Annotated in this window: 11 protein-coding genes; 4 read left to right on the top strand and 7 right to left on the bottom strand. The window is 66.3% G+C overall.

The window, feature by feature from the left end; all coding sequences use genetic code 11:
* Positions 1-54: 54 nt before the first annotated feature.
* The 5 genes from LQ326_RS33485 to LQ326_RS33505 form a co-directional block, all read right to left on the bottom strand.
* Complete coding sequence (locus LQ326_RS33485) at positions 55-852, bottom strand: FkbM family methyltransferase (protein WP_234542819.1); 798 nt, start codon at positions 850-852, stop codon at positions 55-57.
* Positions 853-1,068: 216 nt separating this feature from the next.
* On the bottom strand, positions 1,069-3,621 hold the full coding sequence (locus LQ326_RS33490; protein ID WP_234542820.1) for an ABC transporter permease: 2,553 nt from the start codon (positions 3,619-3,621) through the stop codon (positions 1,069-1,071).
* 11 nt (positions 3,622-3,632) lie between these two features.
* Positions 3,633-4,400 (bottom strand): ABC transporter ATP-binding protein, encoded by a 768-nt coding sequence (locus tag LQ326_RS33495; protein ID WP_372497022.1) that lies wholly within the window; start codon positions 4,398-4,400, stop codon positions 3,633-3,635.
* Between the two features lie 440 nt (positions 4,401-4,840).
* Entirely contained in the window at positions 4,841-6,178 is a 1,338-nt protein-coding gene (locus LQ326_RS33500; protein ID WP_308402064.1) for an alpha/beta fold hydrolase, read from the bottom strand.
* Positions 6,179-6,196: 18 nt separating this feature from the next.
* Complete coding sequence (locus tag LQ326_RS33505; protein WP_234542822.1) at positions 6,197-11,998, bottom strand: non-ribosomal peptide synthetase; 5,802 nt, start codon at positions 11,996-11,998, stop codon at positions 6,197-6,199.
* A gap of 494 nt (positions 11,999-12,492) precedes the next feature.
* Between LQ326_RS33505 and LQ326_RS33510 the strand changes: the two genes are divergently transcribed.
* Positions 12,493-13,431 (top strand): TauD/TfdA family dioxygenase, encoded by a 939-nt coding sequence (locus tag LQ326_RS33510; RefSeq protein WP_234542823.1) that lies wholly within the window; start codon positions 12,493-12,495, stop codon positions 13,429-13,431.
* A gap of 147 nt (positions 13,432-13,578) precedes the next feature.
* Here LQ326_RS33510 and LQ326_RS33515 read toward each other — a convergent pair whose 3' ends face one another.
* Together LQ326_RS33515 and LQ326_RS33520 are read right to left on the bottom strand one after the other, a co-directional pair.
* Positions 13,579-14,241, bottom strand: coding sequence for a response regulator (locus tag LQ326_RS33515; protein ID WP_234542824.1), 663 nt, complete (start codon positions 14,239-14,241; stop codon positions 13,579-13,581).
* A complete protein-coding gene (locus LQ326_RS33520; protein ID WP_234542825.1) occupies positions 14,238-15,407 on the bottom strand; it encodes a sensor histidine kinase in 1,170 nt (389 codons plus the stop codon). The genes LQ326_RS33515 and LQ326_RS33520 overlap by 4 nt, the downstream gene beginning before the upstream one ends.
* A gap of 231 nt (positions 15,408-15,638) precedes the next feature.
* Here LQ326_RS33520 and LQ326_RS33525 point away from each other — a divergent pair, with 231 nt between their 5' ends.
* From LQ326_RS33525 to LQ326_RS33535, 3 genes are all read left to right on the top strand, one after another.
* Positions 15,639-16,643 (top strand): TauD/TfdA family dioxygenase, encoded by a 1,005-nt coding sequence (locus LQ326_RS33525; RefSeq protein WP_234542826.1) that lies wholly within the window; start codon positions 15,639-15,641, stop codon positions 16,641-16,643.
* Between the two features lie 78 nt (positions 16,644-16,721).
* Positions 16,722-18,497 (top strand): non-ribosomal peptide synthetase, encoded by a 1,776-nt coding sequence (locus LQ326_RS33530; RefSeq protein ID WP_234542827.1) that lies wholly within the window; start codon positions 16,722-16,724, stop codon positions 18,495-18,497.
* Between the two features lie 30 nt (positions 18,498-18,527).
* Positions 18,528-19,298, top strand: a complete 771-nt coding sequence (locus tag LQ326_RS33535) for a thioesterase II family protein (RefSeq protein ID WP_234542828.1) — start codon at positions 18,528-18,530, stop codon at positions 19,296-19,298.
* The last annotated feature ends 390 nt before the right edge of the window (positions 19,299-19,688 follow it).

Raw genomic sequence — 19,688 nt, forward strand, 5'->3', positions numbered from 1 at the left:
ATGGCCACGCCGGCCGTGTGAGGCATTGGCCCCCACGGCCGACGCGAAGAGATCTCAAGGACGTGCCGCGAAGACTATGTGCAGGTCCGTTCCGCGGTAGTCACTGACCTGCCTCACCTCGGTCCGCATACCGTTCCTGCGGAACATTGCGTCCACAGCGGCGAGTTCTCCGTCGCGATCGGCGACCTCGACGACCGCGTTGCCGATCGTGGGCCAGATTTCATCGCCTATGCCGCGTAGCACCTGCAGTTCAAATCCTTCGACGTCGACCTTCAACAGGTCGATGCGATCGAGACCGTGCCGAGCCACCACATCGGACAGCCGTTCTATCCGCACCGATACGGTCTTCTGCGCGAACTTTCCCGCGAGCATGGTGTCCATGTTCTCCAGAACCGCGGCCTTCGCCTCCGTATCCGTCATGCCCTCGGTGGAGTTCTCGACGTACCTCTCGACGGTGGCGCGGTCCGCGTCCGCATCGGCCCCGAACCCGGACATCATCGTGTAGTTGGGGTAATAGACGATGTCCCGGTGCTCGACCGTCTCCCCCAGGGCGCAATTGTGCAGGGTGACGGCCGGGAATCCTCGGAGATTGAGTTCGAGCGCACGGAACACGTCCGGAACGGGTTCGAACGCGAAAACTCTGGAGCACGGCCACTGCCGTACCGCGAAGAGGGAAAACATCCCTATGTTCGCGCCGGCGTCGACGATTACAGGGTTGGCCGGCAGCGTCGGAAAACCTTCAAAGACGTACGTACGGTCCTCAAATATCTCCTTGTACAGATACTCGATTTCGCTTCGGTTGATTCCGACGACGGACTCACCGTTGGGAAGGTATTTACGTGTCAGCGCCATGTCGCCCGGCTCCGTTTCGTCATCCGGTCTCGGACCAGCCCGCTGTGCTCCTCGCGGCCGAGCCTATGCCTGAGAGGGCCCTGTCGGCCAAGAGCGGGAGAGCGCGGGCTCCCCGACCCGTTCAACCAGTCCGCTGCCGCAGTCGAACGACATACGCCGCCGGGCCGGAACGCCCCTGGCAAGGCGTTCCGGCCCGGCGGTCGGCACATCACATGGTCAGTCGGCGGCGATGGCCCTCAGGATATTCATCCTGCCGGCTCGGAAAGCCGGCACCAGCGCAGCCACCAGGCCCACGACAGCGGAGAGCACGAGGACCATCGCAATGGTGGTCACCGGCACGCTCAGCACGCCCATCCCCTGTTTCCTGTTCGCATGCTGGAAGGCGATTCCCCAGGCGAGGCCGAGGCAGGTACCGATCAGCGCGCCGAAGACCGCGATCGTCACCGACTCCAGCCGGATCATCCGTCGCAGTTGGACGCGGGACAGGCCGACAGCCCTGAGCAGTCCGATCTCCCGGGTGCGTTCGACCACGGACAGCGCCAAGGTGTTGATGACACCGAGGACTGCAACGCTGATCGCCAGGGCGAGCAGAGCGTAGATGATGTAGAGCAGGGCGTTGACATTGTCCCGGAACATCTGGTTGAACCCCGCATGGTCCTGCACGGTCGCCATCGGATAGGCGCGGAGGGAGTGCTGAAGGGCGTCGTACGTCTTGTCTTTGTCCGCTCCGTTCGCGGCCATGCAGAGGAAGACGTTGTCCGGCGGGATCAGGGTGGCGGGCAGGGCCTTGGCCAACGTCGAGATCCCGATGTAGATCTGCCGGTCGAAGAAGGGATTGTTCTTTGCGGTGATGACCCCGATCGGCACCTTCTGGACATGACCCTTGCCGTAGTCGATGGTCATCTCGTCGCCAACCTTCAGGTTGAAGTTCTTGGCGAAGGTCTGGTCGACCGTGACGGCGCCCTCATTCACACTCTGCAGGCTGCCCGCGACCACCTGGGCGTGGAAGTCCCGGGTGATGGAGGGCGAAACAGCGGTGAGGGTGAAGTTCTGGCTCACCTTGCCCGTGGTGATGGTGGCCAGCACATACTTCTCCTCGGTGACATGGTCGATGCCAGGAGTGTTCCTCGTGGCATCGAGCATGGCAGGCGTCAGACCGTTGGTCGGGCCGGTGGTGACAAGGTAATCGGCACCCAGCGACTTGGCGACCTGCGAGTTGGTCGAGGCCACCAGCGAGGACGACTCCACGGAGAAACCGGTGACCAGGCACAGACCGATGGTGAGCGCCGCTGCCGTGGCACCGGTACGGCGCGGATTGCGCACCGCGTTGAGCTGGGCCAGTTTGCCGGAAGCGCCGAAGAGGGCGGGCAGCACCCTGCCGAGCACCCCGATGATGCCGGTGGCGAGCAGCGGACCGAGCACAACGAAGGCGACCAACAGGAAAACCGCACCTGTTTCCACAAGCGGCTTCGAGCTCTTCACCGCGCCCTCCACCAGCGCGGCGGCACCGAGGATCGTCACCAGCAGCCCGATCACGATCCGCTTGCGATTAGCCGCTTTGTCACTCGAAATCCCGTGCTCGCTCAAGGCCGCCATCGGCGAGATGCGGCTGGCCCGGCGGGCGGGCAGCCACGCCGACAGCACCGTGATCACGATGCCCACCCCGTACGAGGCGATCGGCACCGTCCGGTCGAACACCAGCGAGGACGACATCGGAATCCCGGCCGGGGTCATCAACTGCGCCAGCAGGAACGCGACGCCCAAGCCGGCGAACATGCCGAGCGTGGAGCCGACCACTCCGAGCAGCAGTGCCTCGATCAGCACCGACCGGTTCACCTGTCGCCGGCCGGCCCCCAGAGCGCGCAGCAGGCCGATCTCCCGGGTGCGCTGGGTCACCAGCATGGAAAACGTGTTGATGATGAGGAATCCGCCGACCACCACCGCGATGGTGGCGAAACCGAGCAGTACCGCCTTGACGAAACTGAGGAAGCTGCTTGTGTCCTTGGTGCTGTTCGCCTCCTGCTCGCTGGCCGTCTTTGCCTGATACCCCCTGCCGATCACCGGCGTAATCTCGCTCTTCAACCGATTGTTCGAGACGTGTCCGTCGCCGTACACCTCGATCGAGGTGAAGACGCCGGTGGCACCGAGCAGGTCGTGCTCGGCGGTCGAGCGCTGGAGGAAGGCCATCGCCGAGCCGGGGTTGGTCGTGGTGAACGAGGCGATCCCCGAAACGGTGTAGTCGAAGGTACCGAGCGAGTTGATGACCCGGACCGGACTTCCGAGGTGAAGCCCGCTCTTCTTCGCGGTGTCCGCGTCGACCAACATGTCGTCCGGCCCGGAGGGGGCGCGTCCCGAGGTGATCTTCAGAGGTGAACGCGGATCCCGTCCCCAGGCACCGATGATGGCCGAAGCACCGCCGAAGGGACCCGCCACCTTGTTGGTCTTCGGGTTGATCAGTGCGGCGTTGTTGACCGAGATCTTCCCCAGGGCGGTTTTGACGCCGGGCAGGGTGTCGACCTTCTGGAGCATCGACGCCGGCATGGTCAGCGGAGTACCGGTGGACGGCCCGATGCCGTGCTTGGCGGGGGTCTGGATCACCGAGACGTCGGAAACCGTTGAGGAGAAGAGGGAGTCGACGGTCTTGGTGGCGGTGTTCGAGAACACCAGGGTGCCGGAGACGAATCCGACCGACAGCGCGATCGCGATGAGCGACAGCGCCAAGCGTCCCTTGTGCGCGAAGAAACTCCGCAGTGAGGTCTTGAGCAACACGGTCCGCCCCCTCAGCCGTTGTGCTTGCCGTCGAAGAGACGGATGCGCTGCAGGACGGAGTCGGCTGTCGGCGAGTTCATGTCGTCGACGATCACGCCGTCGGACAGGAAGAGCACCCTGTCCGCGTAGCTCGCCGCCGCAGGGTCGTGCGTCACCATCACGATCGTCTGCCCCAGCTCATCCACCGAGCGCCTGAGGAATGTCAGTACCTCCGCGCCTGAGCGAGAGTCGAGGTTGCCGGTCGGCTCGTCGCCGAAGATGATGTCCGGCCGGGCTGCCAACGCCCGTGCCACGGCGACACGTTGCTGCTGCCCGCCGGATAGCTGCGTGGGACGGTGCTTCAACCGGTCGGCCAGGCCGACCGTGGCGACCACTTGGTCCAGCCAGGCCCGGTCCGCCTTGCGGCCGGCGATGTCCATCGGAAGGGTGATGTTCTCCAGCGCGTTCAGGGTGGGCAGCAGGTTGAAGGCCTGAAAGATGAATCCGACCTTGTCACGGCGCAGCTTCGTCAACTGCTTGTCCTTCAGACCAGTGATCTCGGTCTCGCCGATCCAGATCCGTCCGGAGGTGACCGTGTCGAGACCGGCAAGGCAGTGCATCAGGGTGGACTTCCCCGAACCCGAAGGACCCATGATCGCGGTGAACCGGCCGCGCTCGATGTCCACGTCGACCGCGTTCAGGGCGGTGACCTGGGTCTCGCCGCCGCCGTAGGTCTTGGTGACCTGCCTCGCCGTGGCGGCATCGGCCGAGATACCCCCGGAATTCTCCGATGACTGCACCGCCCTGGATGCTGCTTTCACTGGTCTCTCCTCATCAGAAATCCTCTGCCCATGCCCCGATGCAAAGGCCCGGGCGTTGATCGCTTCCAAACTAGAGGTGGAGTCCCGACGGGTCGTCATGCCGCCGAACGAAAGGGATCCACGCCTATCCGCCTGACGGATACCGTCCTCGGGCGGAGGCCGGGCCGCGCGGGACACGGCGTGCCGGGCCGGTGGCCTCGCGGCCGGCGGAAGACGGCCACATGACGCCTGCGGCCTGTGCTTCCGCCCAGGGCCCGTCCGCTCCACAGCGGGGCAAACATATCGGGATGCGCCTCAGGGTTTGCAGAGGAACAACATGCGGGCGCATGGTGCGCTGACCTGCGATGTCAAGTCGCAGAACCCACAAGTTATTTCACGGCAAGCCCTCACTTGCCGACCGTTGCCGACTCCTGTGGTCCCTACGGCCGCACCGTCCGCATCCACTCCGCCATCGCGCTCCAGGCCCGTTCCAGCATGTCGGGCCGGGCCATGTCATGGTGGTTGCAGGGAAGGACGGCCTCCGATATCTCTCCGGAGATGTACGGCTTCCACTTGGCCCCGTGAGACGTACTCGCCGTCTTGCCCTCTTCCGCCACCAGCAGCAAGGCATGGCCGTCGAACCGGCCTGGCTCATGCTTCGACATCAGGTAGCCGTTGTTGTGGTAAACACCCGCGAGAAGGGCGAGTTCCTCGTCCGACAGCCCGCCGAGCACGTGCCCCATCTCAGCGCGTAGCTCCTCCAGGGTCTGCGCAACGTCCGTCTTCTGCCCGGGTCCCGCCACAGTTCCGTGACCCTGATCGTCCGCGGTCCGCTCGAAGGGGTAGGCGTCCATGAGGACCAGAGCCGCCACCTGCACACCAGCCGCCTGGAGTTGAAGCGCCATCTCGTGGGCGACGACGCCTCCGAAGGACCACCCGACCAGCTGATACGGACCGGACGGGCACACAGCGCGGATTCGCTCGATGTAGGCCGCCGCCATCTGCCGGACGGAATTCGAGAGCGGGGTCACACCGTCGAGCCCGTCGGCTTGCAGGCCGTACACGGGAACGTCCTCCGGAATGTGCCGGGCCAATGGCCGGTAACTCCAGCTCAGTCCGCCCCCGGGATGAACGAAGAAGAGCGGTGGCTTGTCTCCTTGGGTTCGGATGGGCAGAACACCACTGAGGGCGTCCTGGACGGAGGACAGATTCAGCGTGTTGATCAGCCCTGTGGGAGTCGGATGACCGATGATGTCCCGCACTGACACCGACACTCCGCGCACACGCAGTTGTTCCACGAGACCAATCGCCATCAAGGAGTGTCCACCGAGCGCGAAGAAATCGTCCTCCAGCCCCACATCCGAAAGCCCCAGCACCTGAGCGAAGGCCGCACAGACGGTCTCCTCAAGCACTCCCGCGGCTCCCCCTCCCCGTCCCGACACCGTGCTGTGGTCCGGAGCCGGCAGGGACTTCTCATCGAGCTTGCCGTTCACGGTCACTGGCATCTCGTCCAGCACCACGAACGCCGACGGCACCATGTACCCGGGCAGGCGTTCGGCGGCGAACTCCCGTACCGACTGCGCCAAGTCACCGGATGTGTTGTCATCGTGCTCCGCGACGATGTAGGCGACGAGGCGTTTGTCGCCGGGGGTGTCCTCGCGGACCGTCACGGCGGCCTGGGCGAGGGCGGGGTGTGCGGCCAGGACCGTCTGGACCTCGCCCGGCTCGATCCGGAAACCCCGGATCTTCACCTGTTCGTCCGCACGCCCCACGAACACCAGCTGCCCGTCGGCGGTTCAGCGGACCCGGTCACCCGTGCGGTACATCCGCTCACCGGGCCCACCGAAGGGGCAGGCGGTGAAGCGTTCCGCGGTCAGACCGGCGCGGCCGACATAACCGCGGGCGAGCTGCACCCCGGCCAGATACAGCTCTGCCTCGACCCCGACCGGGACCGGCCGCAGATGCTCATCCAGGACATACACCCGGGTGTTGGCCACCGGCCGGCCGATCGGCACCAGCGCACCGTCATCCACCGCACACCGTGCCGCGGTGACATCCACCGACGCCTCCGTCGGCCCGTACAGATTGAACAGCGCCGTGCCCGGCAAAGCCGTGATGAACCGGTCACGCAGACCCGCCGGCAGTGCTTCACCACTGGCGAACACCGCACGCAGACCCGTGCACCGCCCGGCAGCCGGCTCCCGCAGGAACACCTCCAGCATCGACGGCACGAAATGCGCCACCGTCACCCCGGCCCCACGCACCAGCCGCGCCAGATAGGCCGGATCCCGGTGCCCGCCCGGCCGGGCCAGCACCAGACCCGCCCCCTCCACCAGCGGCCAGAAGAACTCCCACACCGACACATCGAACCCGAACGGCGTCTTCTGCAGCACCCGGTCCCCCACCGCCAGCGGCCACCGCTCCTGCATCCACGCCAGCCGGTTCACCACACCCGCATGCCCCACCACCACACCCTTCGCCCGACCCGTCGACCCGGACGTGAACATCACATACGCCGCACCCTCCGCCGGCACACCCGCCGCCGGATCCACCGCCGGCATCCCCGCCACCACACCCCCAACGGCCGGATCGTCCACCGCCCACACCTCCACCCCCGCATCCCCCGGCACCACACCCGCGCAGGCCACCGACGCCAGCACACACACCGCGCCCGCATCCACGAGCATCGCGCTCACCCGCTCACCCGGCAGCTGCCCATCCACCGGCAGATACGCCGCACCCGCCTTCAACACCCCCAGCAACACCACCACCAGATCAACCGAACGCTCCAGACACACACCCACCACCGACCCGGCACCCACACCCCGACGGTTCAGATAGTGCGCCAGCCGGTTCGCCCGCTCCTCCAACTCCCGATACGACACCTCCACCCCGCCATCGATCACAGCCGGCGCATCCGGCGTCCGCTGCACCTGCGCGGCGAACAACCCCGGCACCGTCCCGACAGGCACCCCCACCGCCGTGTCGTTCCAGCCCACCGTCAGCCGCTGCTCCTCAGCGGCGTCCAAAACGCCGATGCCGGCCAGCGGAGTCGACGGCGCGTCCTCCAACGCCGCCACCACATTCGCCACCGCCTCATGCATCAACACACACACGAGATCCGCATCGGCGGGTGCTGTGGCGTCGGCTCCGAGGATGAACCGTTCACCGTCATCGTCGACAACCACACTGAGCGGGTAGTTGGTACGACTCCCCGACGGCACCAGCACCTTGACACCTTCGATGCCGGGGTCGAACACCGAGTCGGGCTCCGAGACGGCCTGGCTGTGCCGGTAGTTGAAGATGGAGGTGAACAGCGGACTGCCTCCGGGGACACCACTGGCCTGCTGCGCCAACGACAGCGGGGCATGCTCGTGCACCAGCAGCTCCCCGAGCTGCTCCCGCATCCCCGCAAGCGCCTCACCGACACTTCTCTCGTCCACGCGTACCCGCACGGGCAGCGTGTTGATGAACAGACCCGGCACCCGGTCCGAGCCCGCACCCGCATTCATCCGGCCGAACAGCACGGTCCCGAACACCACATCCTCACGACCGCTGACCACCGCCAGCACCCGCGCCCACGCCAGATGGAACACCGTCGCCGGGCTTACGCCGAGGACACGAGAGACCTCCCGCACCGAGCGTGCGAGCTCACCATCCATCTCCAGGCTTGCCGACACCGCCGTGGAACCGTCACCGTGCACGTCCAGCAGCCCGAACGGTGCCGTCGTCTCCTCCACATCACCGAGGAGGTCGGCGAAGTACCGTTCATGCGTCTCAGCCGGCACTCCCAGCCTCGCCTGGGCCACGAAGTCCCGGAACGGCAACGGTTCGGGCAATGAGTCGCCTTCGTCGGCCATGAACGCCCGCAATTCCTCCAGGAGCACGGGTAGGGCAGCGTGGTCCTGTGCGAGGTGATGTACACGCAAGAGCACCGGCCACTCCCCGTGGACGGGTGCCATGGCGATGTGCACGCTCATCAGCGGGGCACGGTCGAGGGGCATCCAGCCACCTGCGACTTGGAGCAGTTGGGCCGCCGGGTCGGGGCCCTGTGGGTCCAGCGGTACCCATTCGGTCGGAAGGGTCGCGCGCCGGGTGACGACCTGCACCGGTTCCCGCAGCCCCTCCCAGACGATCGCCGTGCGGTAGACATCGTGTCGGTCGATCACTCGCTGCATCGCGTCGAGGAAGGCATCCACTCGGTCCCGTGAGGTAAAGGAAAGGACGACCGGTACGGCGTACACGTCCCTGTCGGCTCCGCGTCCGGCCTGCATCAGGTGGTGGAAGAACAGTCCCTCCTGCAATGGCGCGAGCGGATACACGTCCGCGACGTTGGCCGCGCCACCCTCCACATGCGCCGTCACATGCTCGATCTCTGCGGCGGTCAGGTTCACCAGCGGCAGCATGTCCGGTGTGATGGCGACGGCGTCCGCGGGAATCAGGTTCGCCGGCACCTTCACCCGCTCCGCGGTGGCTGCTACAGCCAGCCCGGCCGGTGTCGGGGTCTGGAACAGCGCCCGCACCGATATCGACACACCCCGCTCACGCAGGTACTCGACGAGTGACACCGCCAGCAGGGAGTGTCCGCCGAGTGTGAAGAAGTCGTCGTCCACGCCGACCTGGTCCAGGCCCAGGACGTGGGCGAACGCCTGGCACAACAGCTCCTCCTGCGCCGTGGCCGGGCCTCGGGCCGACACCGCCGCGGCGTGGTCCGGAGCGGGCAGTGCCCTGCGGTCGACCTTGCCGTTGCCCGTCATCGGCAGCGCTTCCATGACCACGATCGCGGGCACCATGTAGCCCGGAACGCGCTCCGCTGCCAGTTCGCGTACCTCGTTCGCGAGAACACCGGCGTCATCGTGCTGCCCGTCAGCCGCAACATAGGCCACCAGGCGTCTGTCACCGGGGGTGTCCTCCCGGGCCACGACGACGGCCTGTCGTACCGCCGGGTGCGCGGCCACCGCGGCTTGGACCTCACCCGGCTCGATCCGGAACCCTCGGATCTTCACCTGCTCATCGGCGCGCCCGACGAAGACAAGCCGACCGTCCGCATCCCAGCGCACCAGGTCGCCGGTGCGGTACATGCGTTCACCGTCAGGGTCGAACGGACAGCAAACGAAACGTTCCGACGTAAGGGCTGCGTGTCCCACGTATCCACGGGCCAGTTGGGCACCGGCGACATACAGCTCACCTGTCACACCGACCGGGACGGGTAGTAGTGCGTCGTCCAGGACGTAGGCGCGCGTATTCGCCACTGGGGTACCCACAGGCACCACGCCCGCCTCGGTCGTCTCCCGCCCGAGTCGGCCCGTCAGCACGCCGATCGTCGTCTCGGTGGGCCCATAATGGTTGAACACCGGGCGATCCCCGGCATGTGCGAGCAGTTCCACCGCCCACTGCGGGGAGGCTGCCTCTCCTCCCAGGACGAGGGATCGGGCCGGTATCAGTTCGGGCAGACGACCACTCTCACCAAGCGCTGCCAGATGGGACGGCACCACCTTCATGTAGTCGATCTCACGTTGGGCAAGGTAAGCCGCCACAGCCGCCGGATCAGTGATCGCGCCCTCGTCCAGGATGTGCAGTTCTCCACCGGTTACCAGGCTGGAGAAGACGATCGTGTTCCCGAGGTCCGTCACGGCCGGCTGCAGGAGGGCGTAGCGGCCTCCTGCCCGACCGAATCCGACCCGCCCAGGAACCGACTCGACATAGTTCGCCAGCCCGCCATGGGTGACGCCCACTCCTTTGGGCACGCCAGTGGATCCAGAGGTGTAGATCACGTACGCGAGCTGGTCAGGCCGCAGGGAGACGTCCGGGGATGTCCCAGGTTGATCGGCCAAGGCCCTCGTCGTCCGAGGATGGTCCAAGGCGATGGTCGGGATCCGCCCTGCCGGCAGGTCGTCCAGGACTTCCGAGGTGCTGATCAGCATCCCGACCCGGCTGTCCCGCAGGATGAACGCCGAACGATCCACCGGTTGCGCCGGGTCCAGGGGCAGATAGGCCGCTCCCGCCTTCCACACGCCCAGCATCGCCGCCACCATGTCCGCGCCTCGAGGCAGGCACAGTCCCACGACGGACTCGGAGCCGAATCCCGCGGTTCGCAGGAAATGAGCGAGGTGATTCGCCCGCTCGTTCAGCTCCGTGTACGACACTGCGCCGTGGTCCGACATCACGGCGACAGCGTCGGGCGTCCGTGCCGCCTGTGCCTCGAACAAGGCCGGAACCATAGCCGCCGGTGGTTCAGTCGACGTCTGGTTCCATGTCCTCACGACCAGTTCGTGTTCCGCTGGCTCGATGATGCCGACACGGCTGACGAGGTCGGTGGAGGCGGCGTCTTCCAGCCATGTGAGGATGGCGCCGAAGCGGCTCGACATCTCTTCCCCGGCCGTGGCCCCATTGGCTTCTTCGTTGACGTCGAATCTGATGTCGGTAGCGCCGCCTGAAGGCCTGTCGTAAATGGCGATGCGCACGTTGTCGACGGGGCCGTTGGAGATGTTGTGCGCCACGACACTGCAGTCGCCGAACCGAACCTGATAGTCGAATGACATGACGTCGACCAGCAGCTCGAACAGTGGCCCCCGGCCGGCCATTTTCAAGTCACGAAGCATCTCGGCCTGCTGGTAGCGCTGATGGCGCAGTGCCTCCCGAACTCTTCTTGCGACCTGTCGGACCAGGTCTTCGATGGTCGTCGTCCGGTCGATCCGGAGGCAGAGCGGTAGCACATTGGCGGTCATGCCGGGTATTGCGTGGTACCGGGCTCCTTCGCGGCCTCTGACGGAGAGACCGAGGATGACCTCTTCCGCGCCGGTCGTGCGGTGGAGATAGACAGCCGCCGCAGTGATCATCAAGCCGCCGAAGCTCGTCTTCAACCGCCTGGCGTTCGCCCGGAGCTTCGCGTTGCCGTCCGGATCCACGGATTGAACCTGTCGCACCGGGAGCCCCGGAGTGCGTCGCGACGGCTGCCCGTTCCGGCCAGCCACTTGCTGTGTTTCTGCCAGAACGTCGAGCCAGTACGCCCGGTCCTCCTCGAAGGCCGGCGAGGAGCGGTACGCGGTCTCGCTCTCGATCAGGGCCGATACGGGTTCCAGGCGTCCCTCTTCGGGGTCCTGCCCTGCCAGGAGCGCGTTGTAGATCTGTGCGAGTCGTGCGGCGGTGACCGAGCCTGCCGCTGCATCGATCGCGGCGTGGTGCACGCGCTGATACCAGAAATGCAGGTCGTCGGCGATCTTGAAGACTGCGTGCGCGGATACCGGGGCATTCTCAAAGTCGACCGGAGCATGCGTGTCCGCGCGCATCCACTCTTCAGCGGCAGCTCGTGGGGACGGGTGGGAGCTGAAGTCGATGAGGGGAATGCTCAGAGGCGTCTGTTCGTCGACGTACTGCCGCAGTGACGTACCGGTGCCGGTGAAGCGGACTTTGTAGACATCGACTTCGTCCACCATGCGGTAAAGCGCGTCCATGAAGACGGCTGTGTTCAGGTCGCCCTGGATCTCCAGATATTCGCTGATGTTGTACAGCGAGCTGTCCGGACGCAATTGCTGCGCATACCAGACGCTGCGCTGTCCGCCCATCAGCTCCAGCAGCTTCCGCTCGGGTCCAGGCACGACCGTTTAACCCCCATCGCTCGATGCATGTATTCCAGCGCAAAGTGGCATGCGGCCGGTGAACCGCGTACCGAAGTGTCGTGCCTATCCCCTACCGATCGGCACCGCAGTCCGATTGGCAAATGCCCGGTCGCCACTTGGCGATATGATCCCGATAAACCACTTCAGAGCGAGTCCCGGCCTGCCGTCCTCGGGTGAGTCCCGCATGAACTCTGACATGGAGCCAAGCAGTCGATCAAACATCCGGAACGGCCACGCCCGTACCGCCCCGAGACGTGTTCAACCGGTGCGGCGCGCCGGTTGAACAACGCGAGCGGCAGCCGTCGAGCGGCGGGTGGCCGTGTCACCGGCTACGTGCGTGACCTGCTCGGACGGGCGCGCCGGACGACTGCCGTGATAGAAGACCCGAGCCGTTTCGTGCCCGGTCCAGCCACCGCCCCATTGCGCCGGCCGGGACCAGGAGGTCGCTTCCGGCCCACCCGAGGAGATGTCGCATGAGGAAGCCGCACAGCAGCGGACCGCAGGAAATCACTCCGGAGTCGGCGGCCGTCCAAGGATCCGTCGAGGGCCTCGCTGAATGGATCAGCAGCGTCAATGTGCAGGAGCTGCTGGACAGCCACCAGGCGGTCCTGTTCCGTGGCTTCGATGTCACCGAGGTATCACTGACCGAGGTGATGCCCCTGTTGCTGCCGGAGCGCCTGGCGTACGTACACGGAAACACACCGAGGACCCGGGTCGCCGAGAATGTCTACACCTCGACCGAGTACCCGCCCGAGTACGACATTTCGATGCACAGCGAGTTGTCCTATGCACGCTCGTGGCCGTCGCGGCTTCTCTTCTCCTGTGTGCAACCCGCTGCCACGGGAGGAGCCACTCCACTGCTGAGCGGGGCGGCCTGGCTGGCGGCACTCAGCGATCGTATCCGGGACGCATTCGCCGGCGGCGTCTGCTATCAGCAGTACCTGCACGGCGGCAGAGGTCTGGGCAAGAGTTGGCAGGCGACGTTCGAAACGGATGACCTGGCGAAAGTCGAGGAGTTCCTGTCCGTCTCGGGGGCAAGCTGGGAATGGACGTCGGGGAACGCACTGCGCACACGTCAGGTGCGGCCGTCGACCACCGTCCATCCGGTCACCCATGAGGACGTGTGGTTCAACCAGGCAGATCAGTGGCACCCCGCGTCTCTGGGGGAGGAGACAATGCGTGAACTCGCCTCGATCGTCCCCGCGGACGAGCTACCGCAGTCCGTTACCTTCGCCGACGGCTCACCCATCCCGGACGAGTATGTGCTGGAAATCCGCGATACCGGGCTGGAACTGGCGGTCGACGTCGCCTGGCAGCGGGGGGACATCCTGCTTGTCGACAACGTCGCCCTGGCGCATGGCCGCAGGTCCTTCACCGGAAGCCGTCGAGTGCTGGTCGCCATGTCCCGCTGATGGGCGGGTAGGGCTGCTCGCCGGGACCGGTCCAGGGCACGCGGGCATGCGTGCTGTGCGTACCGTGCCTGCTGTGCGTGCCGTGCCTGCTGTGCGTGCCGTGCGTTCCCCGGCGCACGGGGCGCCGGGGATCCCGTGGAACCGTTCTCAGTCGGACGCCGAGACAAGCCCTGATTCGTAGGCGGCAATGGCGAGTTGCACCCGGTCCCGGGCGTCCAGTTTGGCGAGCAGGCGTGCCACATGGCTCTTGGTGGTGGCCACGCTGATGTACAGCTGGGCTGCGACCTCGCTGTTGGACATGCCTCGTCCGATCAGGGTCAGGACATCACGCTCACGGTCCGTGATCCCCTCCAGACTTTTGCGGCGCGGGGTGGGAGCCCGCCGCTTCCCTTCGGCGAACTCCGCGATGAGGCGGCGCGTGACGCCCGGGGCGAGAAGGGCGTCGCCGGCCGCGATCACACGGATCGCACTGAGGATGTCGTCGAGCACCACGTCCTTGACCAGGAATCCGCTCGCGCCGGCGCCCAGTGCCGCGTAGACGTTCTCATCGTCGTCGAAAGTGGTCAGTATCAGGACGCGTACGCCTGTCGCTTCCGTGTTGATCTGGCGCGTGGCCTGAATGCCGTCCATGAGGGGCATGCGGATGTCCATCACGACGACGTCCGGGTGAGTGGTCTTGGCCAACTGCACCGCCTCGCCCCCTGTACCGGCTTCTCCTACGATGTCGATGTCGGGGGCATCGTTGATCACCATGCGCAGCCCGGCGCGGATCAGCTCCTGGTCGTCGGCCAGTACGACTCTGATTGTCATAGCGGCAGCCTAACGGCCACTCGGAAGCCGCCTTCGGGACGCGGCCCGGCGCGGAACGAACCGTGCAGCAGCCCCACCCGCTCACGCATGCCGAGGATGCCGTACCCGCTGCCCCCGTTGCCGGCAGGACCTCCCTGCCCATCATCGACGACCTCGATGGAGAGCTCTTTCTCCCGGAAATCGAGAAGGACACAGCATTGGCTGACGCCCGCGTGACGTACGACGTTGGTCACCGACTCCTGGACGATGCGAAAGGCCGACAGGTCGACTTCGGGCGGGAGCGGTCGCTGCTGGCCCTGCCAGCGCACGTCCATCTTGACACCGGCCTTCGCCGTCGTCTCGGTGAGCCAGTCGAGGTCTTTCAGGCCCTGGATCGGAGCCGTCTGCTCCGGGTCCGAGTCGGCCTCGCGCAGCGCGATCAGCATGCGGCGCAGTCCCGCAAGGGTCTCTCGGCTGGTGGCTTCGATGACGCCTAGCGCCGCACGTGCACCTTTCGGCTGGGTCTCGATGACGCGGCCTGCGGCGCCGGCCTGAATTGCGATGACGCCGATGCTGTGCGCGACCATGTCGTGCAACTCCCGGGCGATGCGCAGCCGTTCGGCTTGAACGGCCTGCGTCGCGGCTTGCGCCTGCAGCATCTCGGCGTGGTCCTGGCGCAGACGGATCCAGCTGCCGAGGATCCACGCGATGGTCGTGCCCACGACGAGATAGCCGGGCCCTGTCTTGAACAGGTGCAGGATTCCAGCGCTCGGAGTGCCGGGCAGATACACGATGCACCACACGACCAGAACTGCGGCCGCGGCTGCCTCGGCGAGCCGGCGCCGGGAGCTCACCCTGATGTAGAAGACCAACACGTCCACCACCAGGAACACGGGCCAGGACCTCTCGCCGTACAGGCGAAGCCCGATCGCCTCCACCAGCATCACGCCGAGAACGGGCACCGGCCGTCTGCTCGCCCAGCCGAGCGGGAGCGCCATGGCGATGGCGATCCCCAGCAGGAGCAAGGAATAAGCATATTGATGCCGGTACAGGTAGAGCGGGTATCTTCCGGCGATCATGCTGAGCGACACCATCGCGAACGCCGGGACGGAGAGCCAGCTGAGTGTCGTCATGGCGTCCGGTGAGAGCCGACGCAGTAACGAGGGAGGTTTCAGGCCTTCTTCCACAAGAGCAATGCTAGTCGCGGTGAGCACCGGCCGGGATGAGCCCCGGGGCCTCATCCCCGAGGCTGACGATGCCGGCGCGGATGCCCGGGGCAATGGGTGACGTTGCGCCTCTACGCGGCGTCTCGATCGAGGATCCCCGGCCGCCGGGACCCTGTTGAACGCTTTAACGTCGTGTGGTCCCTCGAATATCGTTGGCCTGAGCCGAGTCGGCACACATAAGGGAGCTGAACCGTGTCGCACATATTGGATTGGCATCGGGTTCCGGGTAAACCTGCCATGACCCGGGTCGACGGTCTGACCGATATGGACAGAGCTACACATTGGCTCGGCGCCGTTCGTCCGCAATTGATGGCAGCACTGTCCCGGTACGGCGTGGTCTACCTTCGCGGACTGCCGATGGAAAGCGTCAAGGATTTCGCGAGGATTCGGGACATCCTCATCCCTGAGCGGACACCCTACCGGGAGAAAGCGACCCCGCGCAGCCGGTTCGAAGACGATGTGTTTTCCTCCACGGACCTGCCGCCCGCGCAGTTCATCCGCATGCACAACGAGAACAGTTACACCCTGACCTTTCCCGGCCTGCTGCTGTTCGGTTGTCTCACTGCCCCCGAGTACGGGGGAGCGACTCCTGTCGCCGACTGCCGCAGGGTTCTCCATGCCATACCCGCGACGGTGGTCGCGAAGATCCGAGCGGTCGGCTGGCAGCTCACCCGGACTTTCTCCGACCACATTTCCACGGACTGGCAGAGCGCGTTCGACACCACCGACGCCGGCCAGGTGGAGCGTTACTGCTCGGACAACCTCATCGGCTGGGCCTGGCAGTCGGACGGCAGTCTGCGTACCGGGCAGGTACGGCCGGGCATCATCACCCACCCGTCCACCGGCGACGAGGTGTGGTTCAACCACCTCCTGTTCTGGAACGAGTGGGCGCTCGACGAGGAGCTGCGGGAGACGCTGATCGACGAGTTCGGGCCTGACGGCCTCCCCTTCAACACGGCGTTCGGCAACGGAGACTCTCTGACGCGTGAGGACCTGCGCGACATCGACGGTGCCTACCAAGCGTCGACGGTCAGGGAGCAATGGCGACCCGGCGACGTGATGCTGGTCGACAACGTCCTGACCGCTCACGGTCGGGACGCGTTCCGAGGCGAACGCAAGATCGTGGTGGCGATGGGTGCGCCGACCCGGCTCTCGGTCTGCCGGCCGACCGTACGACCCGCACCCGCGTACGTCTGACATGCCTGGCGCAGTCTGCCATTCCGGTTCCCGAGCGGTGCAGCATTTTCCCTTCAACGGCGTTAAGGAGTTGGCCAGGTGAGTGACCTCGTTCGGAAACCCGTTGATCTCGTGGCGCGATTCCGCCGCATCGCTCAGGACTTTCCGGAGCGGACCGCCGTACGGGGCACGGACGGTGAACTGAGCTTCGCCGAACTCGAACGGCAGGCCGCATGGCTCGCCGCCGAGCTGACCTCGCGCGGAGTCGGCACTGGCGATCTTGTCGGAGTCTCCATGGAGCGTGGCGTCCGGTTGGTCGTCGCGCTCCTCGCGGTGTGGCAGGCCGGTGCGGCCTATGTGCCGCTGGATCCGCACTACCCTGCGGACCGGATCGACTTCATGGTGCGGGATGCCGCCCTTCGCGTGCTGGTGGCCACCCACGACCATCCACTTGGCTCGCGGGACCTGGAGGTCCTCGTACCGGACACCGCATCCGACGGCCGTGCCGCAGCTCCGTCGCCGGCGGTGAGCGCCGATCCGCTCGACCCGGCGTATGTCATCTACACGTCGGGCTCCACTGGGCGCCCGAAGGGCGTGCGGATCAGCCGTCAGGCCGTCGCCGAGCTTGTGTCTGAACTGGAGTCGGTCGGTGCGTACGCCGACGAGCCGCGTGTCGTGGGCTGGAACGCCAGCGTGTCCTTCGATGCCTCCGTGCAGCAGTGGGTCCGCGTCTGCCGAGGAGACACCATCGTCATTCTCGGCGAGGACGAGCGTACCGATCCACAGCGGCTGCGCGGAGTGATCGACGAGTACGGGATCCAGGACCTCGATCTCACACCCGCGCACTGGGGTCTGCTGCGGACCTGCCTGCTGGACCGTGCGGCCGATACCCCGATGCCGCGACTGTTCATGGGCGGTGAGCCGGTGCCGCAACAGACATGGCAGGAGATCGCCGAGGCGAACGCGGACGGCCTGCTCGAGGCCCTGAACCTCTACGGGCCGACCGAGTGCACGGTAGACGCCACCATGGCCTGGATCACGGGCAGCGGTCCGCACATCGGCCGCCCCCTGCCGGGCCTGCGCGCCTACGTCCTCACCGATGACCTGCGCGGGACCGCTCCGGGCGAGGTCGGTGAGCTGTACCTGGCCGGGAGCCGGCTGGCCAGCGGCTACGCCGGCCGGCCGGGGCTGACCGCGGAGCGGTTCGTGGCCAACCCGTTCCCCTACGGCGGCACGCGCATGTACCGGACGGGCGACCGGGTGCGCCAGCGCGACGACGGCGCCCTGGACTACCTCAGCAGAGCGGACCGCCAGGTGAAGATCCGCGGCTACCGGATCGAGCTGGCAGAGGTGGAGGCCGCCGTGTTCGCGCATCCCCGGGTCAGCCATGCGGTGGTGACGAGCCGGCACGAGCCGTTGCTCGGCGATCAGCTGATGGCCTACTACGTCAGTGACGACGTCCTGACGACTGCGGACCTGCGCGCCCACTGCGCCTCCCTGCTGCCCGAGTTCATGGTGCCCACCGCGTTCATCGCGATCGACGCCGTGCCACTGACCGTCAACGGCAAGGTGAACTGGGAGATCCTCCCTGTCCCTCAGGAGGAAGCGAGCGGCTCGGCCGACGAGCCACAAGGCACGTTCGAAATACTCATCGCGGAGGTCTGGGCACAGGTGCTGGGCCGGGACAGGATCAGCGCGGATGACAACTTCTTCGCACTGGGCGGCCACTCGCTCATCGCCCTGCGGGTCATCGGACGGCTCAAACGAGAACTCGGCCTCACCATCCGGACCAAAGAGGTGTACCAGCACCCTGAGCTGCGCGACCTGGCCTCGTATGTCGAAGCCAGGTTCAACGCGGCGACCGACGGCGAGTAACACACCATCAACGCTCAGAGGACATTGCCCATGAAAACCGCGCAGGACCTCATCGTCGTGAGGTCCCGTCGTACGACGAATCCGGCCCTCACCCTGGTCTGCCTCGGCTTTTGCGGCGGCGGCACAGGCCAGTACCACCAATGGAACAGTGTCGTTCCTGCTGACGTTGATCTGGCGGCCGTCTGCTATCCGGGACGCGAGGGCCGGTTTCACGAAGGCTTCGCGCAAGACTGGGAGAGGCTCGCCGCGGATGCGACCCAGGCGGTGCTCGCTGCCGCAGCCGAGGGTCCGTACGTGTTGTTCGGTCACAGCATGGGCGGATGGATGGCCTTCGACGTCGCTGTGCGCATCGAACGGAGCGGCGGGCCGATACCGCAGGCGCTCGTCGTCTCCTCCGCCAACGCTCCCAGCCGGGGACTGACGTTCAAGGACATGTTTCCCGCCCAGCACGACACGGACGAGCAGTTGCTCGACTGGATGAACATGCACGGAATGATGCCCGAGCACGTAGTGAGCGATCCGGACCTCCAGGAGCTCGCCATCGAACTCCTGCGGGCCGACATCCGGGTCCGGGACGCCTTCCGCTACATTCCGAACTCACGTGTCAGCATGCCCGTACAGGTTTTGTCCGGAGCAAGCGACACAGTGATCGAGCCGAACGCCGGCGAGCAATGGCGAGACCTCGCGCTGGGTGAGTTCCGGCACGACGTCCTGCCCGGTGGACACTTCTACACCCCGGACGTCTGGAGCCGACTGCCGACCCACATCACGGCTTTCACTGGAACCACGCAACGCCTCTGAGGGTGGCTGGGGCGGCTCTCATCGGCCCGCAAGGGCGAAACCAGCCGGCCTCCAAGGGCATTCGAGGTGCTGCGGGCGGATCTGTTTGCGCGTCTCGCGAGCAGCGGCACACGGCCAAGCGGAGCGGTAGGCGGCGGGAGGACGAATTCGGGGCACGCTCCCCTGCGTCACGGTGCGGGACCTCGTCCCCGCCGGGCGATCGCCGAAGCCGCCCGCGCCGAACGCGAGGCTTGTCCTGCGCGAGTCTTCTCGCGAGCTGCTGACGGCCGCGCGCGAGGACGCGACCGCCGCCTGGCCGAACGCCGCATCCACGCTGCCCACTTCCCGCGCGAGAAGTCCCTGTGCGGCTTCGACTGCACCGCCAACCCCCGATGTTGTGGAACGTCACGT

Origin of the sequence: Streptomyces shenzhenensis (assembly GCF_021462265.1) — a bacterium.
Taxonomy (GTDB): domain Bacteria; phylum Actinomycetota; class Actinomycetes; order Streptomycetales; family Streptomycetaceae; genus Streptomyces; species Streptomyces shenzhenensis.

Coding starts and splice junctions, on each gene's coding strand:
- LQ326_RS33485 (WP_234542819.1), bottom strand. CDS start 852: ATGGCGCTGACACGTAAATACCTTCCCAACGGTGAGTCCGTCGTCGGA.
- LQ326_RS33535 (WP_234542828.1), top strand. CDS start 18,528: ATGAAAACCGCGCAGGACCTCATCGTCGTGAGGTCCCGTCGTACGACG.
- LQ326_RS33515 (WP_234542824.1), bottom strand. CDS start 14,241: ATGACAATCAGAGTCGTACTGGCCGACGACCAGGAGCTGATCCGCGCC.
- LQ326_RS33510 (WP_234542823.1), top strand. CDS start 12,493: ATGAGGAAGCCGCACAGCAGCGGACCGCAGGAAATCACTCCGGAGTCG.